Origin of the sequence: Roseicitreum antarcticum, from assembly GCF_014681765.1 — a bacterium.
Taxonomy (GTDB): domain Bacteria; phylum Pseudomonadota; class Alphaproteobacteria; order Rhodobacterales; family Rhodobacteraceae; genus Roseicitreum; species Roseicitreum antarcticum.
Window position 1 is genome coordinate 175167 of sequence record NZ_CP061498.1, and the last position, 14605, is coordinate 189771.

Genomic DNA, 14605 nt, shown 5'->3' on the forward strand with positions numbered 1-14605 from the left:
CAATAGTATTTTAGTCGGGATTGTTTTTTTCGGACGCCCCGCCGTCCAGCCCGTGACGAATGCGCAGGCCGCCGGGAACGGCTTTGCCATGTACCGGGTTCTATGCAGAAAGGAGACATCAGCATGAATTGGGATCAGATCGAAAACAACTGGGCTGCCATGACCCGCCGGGTCCGGCCCGAAGCATCCGTTGCCAGTGCGCCGGGTGCGGTAGCGCCTGCAGGCGAAGCGGCGTCCGTCGTCGTCGCCGGATCTGCCGCGGCATCCGGGGCGCATGGTGCCGCGATGCTGCAATCCGCGGGTGAGATGGCCGAGGTTGCGCGGGACGCGCCGCAGCCCGTCGTCGCCGCGCTGACGACCCGATGAGCGTACGTGGCGCGGGAGCGACCGGCTTTCGCCTGCGCGGAGTTCTTGGACGCCCGCTCGCCGGGCTGACCGCCCAGCCCGCATTGTGGCAGGACCAGGCGGTAATCCGTTCGGAACTCTTCGGTACTGAACGGCTGGAACATCATGCGCTGTCGCTGGCAACGGCTCAGGGCGTGGCGCGGGGCGCTTCGGGGTGGGGTGCGGCTGCGCTCTGGTCCCGGCTGCGCCTGTCGGGACCGCCCCATGTGCGGCCGCTGACCGGTCGCGTCAAGGACAACGCCGCTTTCCTGCTGGGCGCCTACCGCGCCTGCGCGCAAAGCTTGCAGGCCGGGCGCCCAATCGCGCCGGCTGCGGAATGGCTGCTGGACAACTTCCACCTTGTCGAACAGCAATTGCGCCAGATCGACGATGATCTGCCCGTGGGGTACTACCGCCAACTGCCAAAACTGGAGGGCGGGCCGTTCGCGGGGTATCCGCGCGTCTTTGGCCTGACATGGGCCTATGTCGCCCATACCGACAGCCTGCTGTCGGGTTCGGCGCTGGCGCGGTTCGTGAAATCCTATCAGGATGTAAGCCCACTTTCGATTGGTGAACTTTGGGCCGTGGCGATTACGCTGCGCATCGTACTGGTCGAAAACATGCGGCGGCTGGCGCAACAGATCTTGCAGGGCGATGACCTGCGCGTGGTCGCCGATGGCATCGTCGATCAGGTTCTGGCGGCCCGCCATCACCCCACAGGTTCCCCGCAACAGGCGCTGCTGGCGGCCACCGCGCCTTTTGCCGCCGCGCCTCTGGATGAGATCATCGCAGCCCAGATCGCCAAGCGCTTGCGCGGTTTCGACCCGGCGGAAACCCCGCTGCACGCCTGGCTGGAAGACAGGCTGCACCATCAAGGATCGTCGATCGAGGCCGTTGTACAGCATGCCCAGCAACGGCAGGGCGCGTCAAACGTCACGATGCGCAACATCGTCACCAGCATGCGGCTCGCCTCGGAGCTGGACTGGGCAGAATTCGTCGAGGATGTCAGCCTGATCGACAGCCGCTTGCGTGCCCGTTCGGGCTTTGCCGATATGGATTTTGCGACCCGCAACAGCTACCGCACCGCCGTGGAGGTACTGGCCCGGGGATCGAGCCTGAGTGAGCTTGCCGTGACCGATGCCGCGCTGGAGCTTGCGGCACGGGGGGCCCGAACAGGTGTGCGGGCTGAAGCCGGGGCTGAGGACGCAACAGGTGCAGGCGCCACAGTAGCGGCCGTGTCCGACCCCGGCCATGGCCTGATCGGGCCGGGGCGGTCTGCGCTTGAACACGCGGTTGGCTTTGCGCCGGCGCCGATCCTTCGGCTGGGCCGCTGGCTGTCGCGGCTGGGGCTGGCGGGGTATCTGGGGGCGATTGCCGTGACATCCGCAGGGGTGCTGGTGCTGGCCTTGTGGGCGACAGGTGCGGGTGGCTGGGCGCTGATCGTGCTGGCGCTCACCGGCGTTGTTGCCGCATCAGAGACCGGGACGGCGCTTGTCAATCTGGCGGTGGCGCGGACGGTCCGGCCCCGGCGGCTGCCTGGGATGGACCTGTCGAAGGGTATCCCATCCGGCCTGCGCACGCTTGTCGCCGTGCCAGTGTTGCTGAATGACCGCGATGACCTTTTGGCGCAGATCGCGCAGTTGGAGGTGCATCACCTCTCCAGCGCGGGCGGCGCGCTGCATTATGCCCTGTTGTCCGACGGGCCGGATGCGGCGACTGAATACCTGCCCGACGACACGGCGCTGATTTCGGACGCCGTGGCGGCGATGGGTCGTCTGAATGCAACATACCCTTCGGCCGACGGCGACCGCTTCGTGTTTCTGCATCGCCACCGGCAATGGAACGCGTCCGAAGGCGTCTGGATGGGGTGGGAGCGTAAGCGCGGGAAGCTGCATGAGTTGAACCGCCTGCTGCGCGGGGCGCAAGACACAAGTTTCATGCCGCATCCTCGTTTGCCACAGGATGTGCGCTTCGTCATCACCCTCGACGCCGACACGCGCCTCTTGCGTGATACCGTGGCTCGGATGATTGGCAAGATGGCCCATCCGCTGAACCGCGCGGTGTTCGACCCTGTGGCGCAGCGCGTCACCTCGGGCTACGGCATCGTGCAGCCACGCGTGACACCAGCCCTGCCGACGGGGGCAGAGGGGTCGGTCTTCCAGCGCGTCTTTTCAAGCCCCGGCGGGATTGAACCCTATGCAAGTGCGGATTCCAACGTCTACCAGGACCTGTTCGGCGAGGGGTCGTTTACCGGCAAGGGCATCTATGATGTAGACGCCTTCGCCGCCAGCCTTCGGGGCCGGGTGCCGGATAACACAATGCTGAGCCACGACCTTTTTGAAGGGGTCTTCGCCCGTGCGGGGTTGGCGTCAGACATCGACGTGGTGGATGCCTTTCCCGCGCGCTATGATGTTGCGGCCCGCCGATTGCACCGCTGGGTGCGGGGTGACTGGCAGTTGCTGCCTTGGCTGATCCGGCGCGACAGCGGGCTGTCAGCCTTGGGTCGCTGGAAGATGGCCGATAATCTGCGCCGCGCCGTCGTCGCGCCGCTGAGCGTGCTGACGCTTTTCGCGGGCTGGCTGATGCCGCCGCCTGTGGCAGCGGTCTGGACCGTTGCTGTCCTGCTGATGCTGGCGCTGCCCCATCTGATCGGCCTGCCGTTCGCGGTCCTGCCGGGGCGCGCGGGCATCACCTCGCGCAGTCATTTCGCGGCGCTTCTGGCCGATACGCGCCGGGCGTTGGCACAGATCGCGCTGAATACCGCGTTTCTGGCCGATGCGGCGTGGCAGATGGCGGATGCTGGGCTGCGCACCGTGCTCCGTCTGACTGTGACGCGCCGACACCTGCTGCAATGGGTGACGGCGGCGGCAGCGGGCGCGGGCGTGCGACCCGGACCCCTTGCGCAGTATGGCCGGATGGCGGGTGGTTTGGGCCTGGGCCTTGGCACCTGTGGGGTTGCCCTTGCGCTGAACCCCGCCGCATGGCCGGTCGTTGGGCCGTTCGCTGCACTGTGGCTGGCTGCCCCGGCGCTGGCATATCGCGTCAGCCGCCCGCGTGCGGCCCGGGTGCCCGCGCCGTTGGCAGCGTCCGAGGTCCGCCGCCTGCGCCTGATTGCCCGCCGCACGTGGCGCTACTTCGAGACCTTCGTGACCGAGGGCGACAACTTCCTGCCGCCCGACAACTTTCAGGAAACCCCATCCCCAACCGTCTTTCATCGAACGTCGCCCACCAACATCGGGCTCTATCTGTTGTCGACCACGGTTGCGCGCGACATGGGTTGGATCGGTCAGGCCTGTGCCCTGACCCGGCTGGAACAGACGCTGCGCACCGTGGGGCGGATGCCGCGATTTCGAGGGCATCTCTACAATTGGCATGACACGCGCGATCTCAGCGTGCTGGCCCCGGCTTATGTCTCGTCGGTGGACAGCGGCAATCTGGCCGGGCATCTGATCGCCGTGGCACAGACCTGCTGCGATTGGCGGGATGCGCCGGTGGATGACGCGGAACGGCGCGCGGGGCTGGCCGATGCGCTGGCGCTGGTGCACGAGGCGCTGAGTGCTAAGGGTACGACCGATGACAAGGGCCTTGCCGCGGCTTTGGCCCCCCTCAGCGCGGCGCATGCGCGCCAAGACGGGTTTTCCGCGATGTTGCCCTTGGCGGCAGAGGCTGCCGCCAAGGCGCGCGAAATCGCTGGGCTGGACAGCGATGCTGCATTCTGGTGCGGTGCCGCACAGACTTGCATCGCGGAGCATCTGGCGGATGCTGCGGGCGTTGATGCCGCGCGGCTGACCGCTGTCGAAGACCTCGCCCGTCGGCTGGCCATGGAGATGGATTTTGCCTTCCTTCTGGACCCCGAAAAGCGACTTCTGTCTATCGGCTTTTCGGTCGCCACCAATGCGCGTGATCCCAACTGTTATGACCTTCTTGCGTCCGAGGCGCGGCTGGCCAGTCTGTTTGCCATTGCCAAAGGCGATGTGGCCACCCGGCACTGGTTCCGGCTGGGCCGGGCCGCGACGCCGGTAGGGGCGGGCTCGGCGCTGATCTCGTGGTCAGGCAGCATGTTTGAATACCTGATGCCGTCGCTGGTGATGCGCGCGCCTGTGGGATCGGTGCTGGAACAGACGAACCGCCTGATTGTGGACCGCCAGATCGCCTATGGCGCGGCGCATGATATGCTCTGGGGGGTCTCCGAATCCTCGTACAACGCCCGCGATCTTGAGATGACCTATCAGTATTCCAACTTCGGCGTGCCGGGACTGGGCCTTAAGCGCGGGCTGAACGCCAACCGGGTCATTGCGCCGTATGCCACGGGGCTGGCCACGATGGTCGATGCCCACGCGGCGGTGCGAAACTTTGTGCAGCTTGCCAAGATCGGGGCCGAAGGGCGCCACGGCTTTTACGAAGCGGTGGATTTCACGCCCGCGCGCCTGCCCGCCGGGGCGGGGCATGCGATCGTGCGCAGCTTTATGGCGCATCATCAGGGCATGACCATTGCCGCCATTGCCAACACGCTGCAAGGGGGCCGGCTACGGACGCGCTTCCATGCCGAGCCGATGATCCGCGCCGTGGATCTTCTGTTGCAAGAACGCGTGCCGCGCGATGCCACCGCTACCCCGCCGCGCGCTGAAGATGTGCCGGTATCCGCGACCGCGATCTCTGATGCGCCGGTCGTACGCCGTTTTGCCGCGCCGGGGCTGGGGGCGCCGACCGGGCATCTGTTGTCGAACGGCAGCTATGGCGTGATGCTGACGCCTACTGGCGGCGGGTTCAGCCGCTGGCGCGACCTGGCCATCACGCGCTGGCGGCCCGAGGCCAGCCATAACACCCATGGCGCGTTCATTTTCGCGCGCGATGCGAAAACCGGTGCGCTCTGGTCCGCCGGGGTGCAGCCTGTGGCGCACGCGCCGGGCCAACGCGCTGCGGTCTTTTGCGAACACCACGCCGCCTTCACCCATCAGGACCGGAAGCTCGCGATGACCACCGAAGTCTTGGTGTCGGCCGAGGACGACGCCGAGGCGCGGCGAGTCACCCTGACGAACACCGGCGGTCATGCGCGTGAAATCGATCTGACATCCTATGCAGAACTGGTGTTGGCCCCGGCGGCTTCCGATCTGGCGCATCCGGCGTTCTCAAAGATGTTCGTCGTGACGGATTTCATGCCCGAACTGGGTGCGCTGATCGCCACGCGCCGCCGCCGTTCGCCCACCGACCCCGAGGTCTGGGCCGCGCATATCGCTGTGGTTGAAGGGGCTGAATCTGCCCCGGTCGAATACGAAACTGACCGCGCGCGCTTTATTGGTCGCGGGCGCAGCATCGGCGCTGCAGTGATGGCCGACAGCCCGCTGTCGGGCAATACCGGCACCGTTTTGGACCCAATTTTCGCGATGCGACGCCGCGTTCTGGTGCCGCCCGGCGGCATGGTACGCGTGACCTTCTGGACCATGGTGACCGACTCGCCCGAGGCGCTGCTGGATCAGGTGGACCGCCACCGCGACCCCTCGGCGTTCGAGCGTGCCGAGACGCTGTCATGGACCCAAGGGCAGGTGCAGTTGCGCCACCTGGGCATCAGCCCCGCAGCCGCCGCCGATTTTCAGCGGCTGGGCGGGATGATATTGCGCGGCGACACGCGGCTGCGCGCAACCGATCATCGCAACGACGCGGGCCCGCAAGCCGCGCTTTGGGCGATGGGGGTTTCCGGCGACCTGCCGATCATCCTGTTCCGGATCAGCGATACCGGGGATGCCGCCGCGCTGGATGAGGTGCTGGCCGCCCATGAATATCTGCGCATGCGGCAACTGGATGTCGATCTGGTGGTGCTGAACGACCGCGCCTCGTCCTATGTGCAGGACATGCAAACGGCGATCGAGGTCGCCGTCCGGTCTGCCCAGTCGCGACCGCGCAGCGAAGGGCATCCTGGCGGGACGCAGGGCGCGATCCACATCCTGCGCGCCGATCTGGTCACCGAGGCGCAGCGCGGGTTGTTGCTGGCCGTGGCGCAGGTCAGCTTGCGCGCCAGCCGGGGGGGCATCGGTGATCAGATCGACGGGCTGGCGCCGGTGCCTTCCACCGAGGGTACCATGGTGTCGGCCACACCGCCTTGCGCAGCCGTCGCTGGGCCGGAGGGGCCAGAGGAACCCCCGGCAACACCCTTGCCCGCCCTGGAGTTTTTCAACGGCACTGGCGGTTTTGCAGAAGGGGGCCGCGAATATGTCACCATTTTGCGCGACGGCCAGACGACGCCCGCGCCCTGGCTTAACGTGATCGCCAATCCGGATTTCGGCTTTCAGGTCTCGGCCGAGGGCAGCGGGCATGTCTGGGCCGAAAACAGCCGCGAAAACCAGCTTACGCCCTGGTCCAACGACCCGGTTTGCGACCCGGCCGGCGAGGCGATCTATCTGAGGGACATGGACAGCGGCGCGGTCTGGACGCCCACCGCCCTGCCAATTCGAACGCGCGCCACCTATATCGCGCGGCACGGCTTTGGCTACAGCCGGTTCGAACACACGGCCCACGGGATCGTGGTCGATATGGTGCAGTTCGTGCCGATGGAAGACCCGGTGAAAATCACCCGGCTGACCTTGCGCAACCCGGGGGATAAGGTGCGCAACCTCTCGATTACCGCCTATGCCGAATGGGTCCTTGGCACGTCGCGCAGTGCGACGGCTTCGCATATTGTTACCTCGCAAGATACGGATACCGGAGCGATCTTCGCGCAGAACCCCTTTGCCACGGCCTTTCCGGGCCGGGTCGCCTTTGCCGATCTGGGTGAAGGGGTGACCAGCCACAGTGCCGACAGGGCCGAGGTGCTGGGCCGGGCGGGCAGCATGGCGGCACCTTCGGGCATTGGGGAGGGGGCGTTATCGGGGCGTACGGGCCCCGCGCTCGACCCTTGTGCCGCGCTACAACGCCCTGTGACACTGAAACCGGGTGAAAGCGTGCAAGTGGTGTTCTTGCTGGGGCAGGCGGCATCTGCCGAGGATGCGCGCGCCCTGATCTTGCGCCACCGCGCCGCTGATCCTGAAGTGACATTGCAGGCTGTTCGCGAATACTGGACTGATCTGTTGGGTGCGGTCCAAGTCACCTCGCCTGACCGGGCGATGGATATCATGCTCAACGGCTGGCTTTTGTATCAGACGCTGGCCTGCCGGATCCGGGCGCGGGCGGGGTTCTATCAGGCAAGCGGGGCCTATGGCTTCCGCGACCAGTTGCAAGACGGCATGGCGCTGACGGCGACGCGGCCTGAGATACCGCGCGCCCATCTGCTGCGCGCGGCCTCCCGGCAGTTTCCACAAGGCGATGTGCAACATTGGTGGCTGCCGCATTCGGGGCAGGGTGTGCGCACCCGCATTTCGGATGATCGGGTGTGGCTGGGCTATGGCGTGGCGCAATATGTCGCGGTATCGGGCGACGCGGCGATCTTGGATGAACAAGTTGCGTTTCTGGACGGCCCCGCGCTGCCTGAGGGTGCGCATGACGACTTCTTTCAGCCCAGTGTTTCGGACACCCACGCCAGCCTTTTTGAGCATTGCGCCCGGGGTATCGACCTTGCCATCGACCTCACCGGCGTCAACGGCATGCCGCTGATTGGCTCGGGTGACTGGAACGACGGCATGAACCGCGTGGGCGAGGGTGGGCAGGGCACATCGGTCTGGCTGGGCTGGTTGCTGATCGCCACCATCGACCGGTTGGCCCCTTTTGCCGATAGCCGCGACCCGGCCCGCGCGGGCCGCTGGCGCGCGCACCGGCAGTCTGTTCTGGAGGCGATCGAGCAAGAGGGCTGGGACGGCGCATGGTACCGGCGCGGCACCTATGACGACGGCACCCCGCTGGGGTCTGCCATTTCCGAGGAGTGCCGCATCGACAGCATCGCGCAATCTTGGGCGGTGTTGTCGGGCGCGGCGGATCCCGGTCGCGCGGCGGTAGCCATGGCCAGCATGACCGAACATTTGGTCCGGCCCGAGGCGGGCCTTGCCCTGTTGTTCACACCGCCGTTTGACCGCACCCCGCTGGATCCCGGCTATATCAAGGGTTACCCCCCCGGCCTGCGCGAGAATGGCGGGCAGTACAGCCATGCCGCAATGTGGGCAATCCTGGCGCATTGCGGGCTGGGTGATGGCGACGCGGCGGGCGCGCTGTTTGCGCTGGTCAACCCGGTCAACCACGCCCTTACACCGGCAGATGCAGCGCGCTACAAGGTGGAACCCTATGTTGTTGCCGCCGATGTCTATTCCACCGGCCTGCTGGAAGGGCGCGGTGGCTGGACATGGTACACCGGGTCGGCGGGCTGGATGTACCGCGCGGGCATCGAGGGGCTGCTGGGCCTGACCCGCGCGGGGCCGGATGTGATCTTGAACCCATGCTTTCCGAAGGCCTGGACCGAACTGAAGGCGATGATCACGATCGGGGAGGTGCAGCTGTCGATCACCATCGACAATGCGGGGGGCAGTGGTTTTGGGGTGCATGGGGCGACCATGGATGGCGTGCGGCTTCCCGTGACAGCCTCGCAACTGCGGTTTCCCCTGTCGCCGGGCGCGCACGCGTTGCGGGTGCAGATGTGTTGAGCGGTGCGTGTCGGCTGGATGGCTGTGGCGAGGGCCTTGCTGTCAGTGCGCTTGGCGCAACGATGCATCACCGCGCTGCTCGCCCACGAAGCGCCCTCGCGGCGCGCAGGCAGTCATGATGGGGGGTGCCTGCACGTGCGTTCGGGGTCGACTGCGGGGGCAGGGGGCAATCGTCGCACGAAGTTCTCGATCTCGGTGCGCCGCGGCGGCTGGCACCGATCACGCCCGGACGACCTGCGTGCTGGAAGCCTTTGGTTGTGTTGCCACGAAATACCGCTTCTGCCGCAATTCGCGACATTTCATCGGCAAGAAGTCGCGGGTCCGGCCCTGCGTGACGGGACGAATGCACGTGCAGCATGGCGGTGCCTCGCGGGAGCGCGTAGAAGCAGAGATTGATTCTGAACCCTCTGGTGTACAAGGCCTCCGTTCATGTCTACATCGCCCTCTGTCCTGACCCGCCGCGCGCTGCTTGCCAGCGGCTCGGCCTTCGCCGTGCTTGCAGCCGTGGCGCCTGCGTGGCCGCAGGACCGGCCCGCCACACCCTTCAGCTTTGACGCCCTGACCGATGCTGCCCGCCAGCGCGCCGAGGCACCCGATCCCGAAGCGCCGCCGCTGGACCCACTGCTGGCGCAGCTGAGCTATGACGATTATCAGCGTATCGTCTTCCGCCCCGACCGCGCCGTCTTTGCCACCGAAACCCCCGGTTGGCAGGTTCAGCCGTTCCACACCGGCTGGTTGTTCGACCGGGCCGTGCGTCTGCATGAGGTGCATGAAGACCGCGCCCGTCCGATGGACTTCACCACGCGCGACTTTGAGTATCGCGACGGATTGTCGGTGGAGCTGCCTGCGGATTTCGCCCTGCCGGGGGTGGCTGGGTTTAGGCTGAACTGGCCGCTGAACCGGGCCGATCAGCTGGACGAGGTGCTGTCGTTTCTCGGCGCAAGCTATTTCCGCGCGCTGGGCGCGGGCAACCGCTATGGACTGTCGGCGCGCGGCCTGGCGATCGACACGGTTTTGCCGGTACCCGAAGAATTTCCCCGCTTTTCTGAATTCTGGATTGAACGGCCCGTCCTGGGCGCACCGCAGATCACGTTGTGGGCTGCGATGGACTCCGCCCGCGTCACAGGTGCGTGGCGCTTTGTCGTTCAGCCAGGGGCGACAACCGTGATGGAAGTCACGGCGCGGTTGTTCTTCCGCGAAGAGGTGACGCAGCTGGGCATCGCACCTTTGGTGTCGATGTTTCTGTTTGGCGGGGTCAACCGCGGGGGTTTCGACGATTTCCGCCCGCAGGTGCACGATTCCGATGGCCTGCGCATCGAACGCGCCGATGGCGATGTCGTGTGGCGCGCATTGAACAATCCCGCCGAACTGGCCTCGTCTTACTTCGCCGAGACCCGCCCCCGACGCTTTGGTCTGCATCAGCGCAGCCGCCGTTTCGACGATTTCGCCGATGCCGAGGCGCGCTATGAACTGCGCCCCTCGCTGGACGTGGAGCCGGTGGGCGACTGGGGCAGCGGGCAGATCCGCCTGTTCGAGATCCCGACCGACCTGGAGGTGCATGACAATATCGGCGCGTTCTGGATCCCCGATGCGCCCGTCGTCCCGGGCGAGATGTTCGAGGTTGCCTACCGCCTGCACTGGGGCATGCTTGATCCCGATCCGGATGATGATCTGGCGTGGGTCGCGCACACGTCGGCGGGCGTCGGCGGTGCGGCGGGTATGTCTGACCCGCCCGATACACGCAAATTTGTGGTTGATTTTCAAGGTGGTATTCTTGGCCGAACCCCAGAGGGGAACCAGGCTGTCACGCCAGTCGTTAATGTGGCAGGAGGGACGGCCGAGGTGGTTGTCCTGTCGAAGCTGCCTGACGCCGAGGGCTGGCGCCTTGCCATGGATATCGCCGCTGGGTCCGGCGACCTTGTCGAGATCAACGCCCATATCGCCGGAAGCGGCCGCAAGCTGAGTGAAATATGGACTTTCCAATGGAAAAAACCGTGACCATCGTGACGGATTGTGAACGCACCGCGCCGAACGCACGCGATGCGGCGGCGAAGGCCTGCGCCTTACCCGAGGCGCCACTGCCGATGCCGCTGCAAAACCTGTCCCCTGCTGATGCGCCGTGGTTGTCTGTCACCCGCGTGCCGCGTCCCCCACTTCTGGTGCAGCCCTGAGCTTCCTGCCTGATACGGCACGGGGCACCCCTGAAGGTGCCTCGGTGGTCGGCCTGCGTGTGCTGGGCGTCGTACTGGCCCTCGTCTTCGGCTTTTTGGCCGCCGCATTGTTCATCCAGTACGCCGCGATGACCCGGCTGAGCGAATGGTTCTGGCTGGCCGCCGTCTTGCTTGGCATCTCTACAGCATGGCTGGCGTGGGGCGCCTATCTGGGCGCGCTGGGGCTTGCCCCGATGCGCGCCCGCCCGCCCGAGGCCGAGGTCATCACCGCACGGACGGTGGTGTTGGTGCCAATCTGCAATGAGGATGCGCTGACCACCTTCGCCCGCGTCGCAGCGATGCAGCGGCAGCTTGCCGGTGCCCCGGCGCAAGTCGATTTCGCGATCCTGTCCGATACCGGCAGCACGTCGGGCGCGCAGGCTGAAGAGGCTGCGTTGACGCGGCTTCTGGCCGATGCCCATTCTGCGGGTGGCATGATTTACTACCGCCGCCGCACGCAGAACACCGGGCGCAAGGCGGGCAATATCGCCGATTTCATCACCCGGTCCGGCGCTGCATGGGACTTTGCACTGGTGCTCGACGCCGACAGCCTGATGGAGGCCGCGACGATCCTGCAGATGATCCGGCGGATGGAGGCCGCGCCGGATCTGACGCTGTTGCAGTCCTTGCCGCGTGTCGTGCGCGCACGCTCTGTTTTTGGCCGGGCGATGCAATTCGCCTCAGGGTTTCACGGTCCCGTTTTCACCCGTGGGCTGGCGCGGCTTCAGGGGCGCACCGGGCCCTATTGGGGGCACAATGCGCTGGTGCGTATTCCCGCCTTTGCCGCTAGTTGCGGTTTGCCAGAACTTCCGGGGCGCGCGCCTTCAGGCGGTCATATCCTGAGCCATGATTATGTCGAAGCCGCGCTACTGGCGCGCGCCGGGGGGACGGTCCGCGTCGACCCTGATTTGGGTGGGTCCTACGAGGAAGCGCCTGAAAACGTAGTGGCCCATGCGCGCCGTGACCGCCGCTGGTGTCAGGGCAACCTGCAACACGCGCGCCTGCTGCGCACCCGTGGCCTGCGCCTTTGGAGCAGGGCAATTTTTGTGCAAGGGATCATGAGCTACCTCGCTTCAGGCCTCTGGGCGACGTTTCTGATCGCGGCGCTGCTGGCGGGGTTGTGGCAGGCGGCGCCGGATTACTTTCCGGGCGTGGTGGCGATCTATCATGAGCGTATCGGCTTCCTGCCGGTCCTGCCGGTCGATGCCAGCGGGCGCGCGATCGGTTTGTTGATCGGTGTCTTCGGGCTGTTGTTGCTGCCCAAACTGCTGGTCACGGTCGAGGCCGCCATCACTGGGCGTACCCGGGCGCATGGCGGCACCGGGGCGTCGCTGCTGTCCGTACTGGCCGAACTGGCGCTGAGCGCGGCGCTTGCCCCGGTGCTGATGGCCTATCAGGTGCGGTCGGTGCTTCAGGTGGTGTCTGGACAGGACGGCGGCTGGCCCCCCAATGCGCGTGGCGATGGCGCGTTGACCTTGGCCGAGGCCTGGGCCGCTGCGTGGTTCATCACGCTGACAGGGGCCATCGGGCTGGGCTTTGCTGCGACGATGGTGCCGCAGCAGTTGCCATGGCTGCTGCCGGTGCTGGTGCCCATGTTGCTGGCGCCTGTGCTGATCGCCTGGACATCGCGGCCGGGCCGACACCAGGCGGTTCACGCCACGCCCGAAGAGCGTGATCCCCCCGCCATCCTTGCCCTGCATGACGCGATCCTGAACCGGTGGCAGCAGGGCGCCACAGCGGATGCCGCGCTGGCCGTGGCCTGAAGTCATGCACGCGCCCGTTTCTCCACCTGTGTTTGTGTCAGTCGCCGAGTCTCCGGACTCGCGGGTCGCGCCTGCCGCCGCCGCAACGGGCCGCGACCATCGCATCGACGTGATCCGCGGCCTGGCGCTGGCGATGATTTTCATAAATCATGTGCCCGGTACGGTGTTCGGGCAGTTAACCAGCCGCAATTTCGGCTTCTCCGACGCGGCTGAGGCGTTCGTGCTTTTGGCAGGCATCTCGGCGGCCTTGGCCTATGGGCCGCGGCTGGCGGCCGCACCGCGCTGGCCCGGGGTTGCACGAATCTGGGCGCGGGCGTGGACGCTGTATCTGGTGCATCTCCTGATCTCGTTGGTGGCGATCGGTATTGTCGCGGCTATGGCGGTTTGGGGCGGCAGCACGCGCATGTTGTCGATGGATAATTTTGCGCCGCTGCTGCACGATCCGCTGGGCGTCTATATCGGCCTGCCGACGATGCTACATCAGTTCGGCTATGTGAACATACTGCCGCTTTATGTGTTGTTCATGCTGGTGGCGCCCGCCGCGATCTGGCTGGGGCTACGGCGCCCGGCATGGTTGCTGGCGGTGTCGGTCGGGCTGTGGGTGCTGGCCGGCACGACGCGGGTGAACCTGCTGACCTTTCCGGGGCTGAACGGCTGGTTCCTCAATCCGCTGGCCTGGCAGTTGCTGTTCGTTGTCGGGCTGCTGATCGGGCTGCGGTTGAAAGCGCGTAGCAGACTTGTGCCGGTGCATCCCGCGCTGGTGACGCTGGCCTTGGGGTATGTCGCGCTGGCGCTTCTGTGGATAAAAGTTCCTGCGGTGCACGAAGTAGCGAATACGGCGATGGTCTGGCTGTCGCAGCAGGGCGCGCCGCGGCTGGTCACGCATTTCGACAAGGGCCATTTGGAGGTGTCGCGACTGCTGCACATTCTGGCGCTGGCCTATCTGCTCAGCGTCTGGCCATGGTTCAGGCGCAGCGCCCCGGCGTGGGCATTCCGTCCGCTGGCAATCATGGGACGCCAGGCGCTGCCAGTCTTTGCTCTGGGCACGATACTGGCGTTCATGGCCCGCGCGATGCGCGAACTTTGGCTGCTGAACGGTAACCTGCCGTCGCTCACTTTCGATTTCGTCGTCATCGCCAGCGGACTGATGTTGCAACTGGGGTTCGGGGCGCTGCGTGAGTATGCTAAGAATGTGCCGACACGCCGTGAAGTGGAACCCGGATCGGGCGATTCTTTGGACCGGTGACGGCGTGCAGCTTATTGTTCATGCCCCCTTCATGCGCCCGATTTGGCGAGAACGCCCCCCTTTTTTGCCTGTAGGCCTGAGGCGGTGCGGTGCGCTTTCAAATAGGTCGCGTCGATCATCATGGTCTTGTGTCCCGCGCCTTCCGCGCCCAGCCCCGCCATGATCCGGGCGAAGACGCCCTTTTCACTCCAGCGTTTCCAGCGGTTGTAGAGTGTGTTGGCCAGACCATACGCCCCAGGCGTATCGCACCATCGCAAACCAGTGCGATTGAAGAAGACTATGCCACTCAGAACCCTTCGATCATCGACCCGGGGCTTGCCATGGCTCTTGGCAAGAACGGTTTCAGGCGCTCAATTTGCGCCTCGGTCAGCCAGTAAAGATTGTACATAGCTCAGGCCTCCTTGCCGAGCCTCGATCACGACAACGGACTGAAATCAATGG

Annotated in this window: 6 protein-coding genes and 1 pseudogene; 6 read left to right on the forward strand and 1 reads right to left on the reverse strand. The window is 65.9% G+C overall.

Annotated elements, in window-relative coordinates:
* Nucleotides 1-123: 123 nt before the first annotated feature.
* The 6 genes from H9529_RS00860 (at nucleotide 124) to H9529_RS00885 (ending at nucleotide 14164) form a co-directional block, all read left to right on the forward strand.
* A complete protein-coding gene (locus H9529_RS00860; protein ID WP_092885658.1) occupies nucleotides 124-366 on the forward strand; it encodes a hypothetical protein in 243 nt (80 codons plus the stop codon).
* A complete protein-coding gene (locus H9529_RS00865) occupies nucleotides 363-8945 on the forward strand; it encodes a GH36-type glycosyl hydrolase domain-containing protein (protein ID WP_092885660.1) in 8583 nt (2860 codons plus the stop codon). The genes H9529_RS00860 and H9529_RS00865 overlap by 4 nt, the downstream gene beginning before the upstream one ends.
* 429 nt (nucleotides 8946-9374) lie before the next feature.
* Nucleotides 9375-10943: a glucan biosynthesis protein gene (locus H9529_RS00870; protein ID WP_092885662.1), complete on the forward strand. Its 1569-nt coding sequence runs from the start codon at nucleotides 9375-9377 to the stop codon at nucleotides 10941-10943.
* Nucleotides 10928-11116, forward strand: a complete 189-nt coding sequence (locus H9529_RS00875) for a hypothetical protein (RefSeq protein ID WP_092885663.1) — start codon at nucleotides 10928-10930, stop codon at nucleotides 11114-11116. Before H9529_RS00870 ends, H9529_RS00875 begins: the two co-directional genes overlap by 16 nt.
* Nucleotides 11117-11160: 44 nt before the next feature.
* Nucleotides 11161-12918 (forward strand): glucans biosynthesis glucosyltransferase MdoH, encoded by a 1758-nt coding sequence (gene mdoH, locus H9529_RS00880; RefSeq protein WP_176846870.1) that lies wholly within the window; start codon nucleotides 11161-11163, stop codon nucleotides 12916-12918.
* A gap of 4 nt (nucleotides 12919-12922) precedes the next feature.
* Entirely contained in the window at nucleotides 12923-14164 is a 1242-nt protein-coding gene (locus H9529_RS00885; protein WP_176846872.1) for an OpgC family protein, read from the forward strand.
* Here H9529_RS00885 and H9529_RS00890 read toward each other — a convergent pair.
* A pseudogene (locus H9529_RS00890) lies at nucleotides 14139-14552 on the reverse strand (IS5 family transposase); the annotation flags it as partial. The gene H9529_RS00885 and the pseudogene H9529_RS00890 overlap by 26 nt on opposite strands.
* Nucleotides 14553-14605 lie beyond the last annotated feature (53 nt).

What these genes read in the sequence shown, in the direction of transcription:
- H9529_RS00885 (WP_176846872.1), top strand. Translation starts at nt 12,923, where the DNA reads ATGCACGCGCCCGTTTCTCCACCTGTGTTTGTGTCAGTCGCCGAGTCT.
- H9529_RS00865 (WP_092885660.1), top strand. Translation starts at nt 363, where the DNA reads ATGAGCGTACGTGGCGCGGGAGCGACCGGCTTTCGCCTGCGCGGAGTT.
- H9529_RS00870 (WP_092885662.1), top strand. Translation starts at nt 9,375, where the DNA reads ATGTCTACATCGCCCTCTGTCCTGACCCGCCGCGCGCTGCTTGCCAGC.
- H9529_RS00875 (WP_092885663.1), top strand. Translation starts at nt 10,928, where the DNA reads ATGGAAAAAACCGTGACCATCGTGACGGATTGTGAACGCACCGCGCCG.
- H9529_RS00860 (WP_092885658.1), top strand. Translation starts at nt 124, where the DNA reads ATGAATTGGGATCAGATCGAAAACAACTGGGCTGCCATGACCCGCCGG.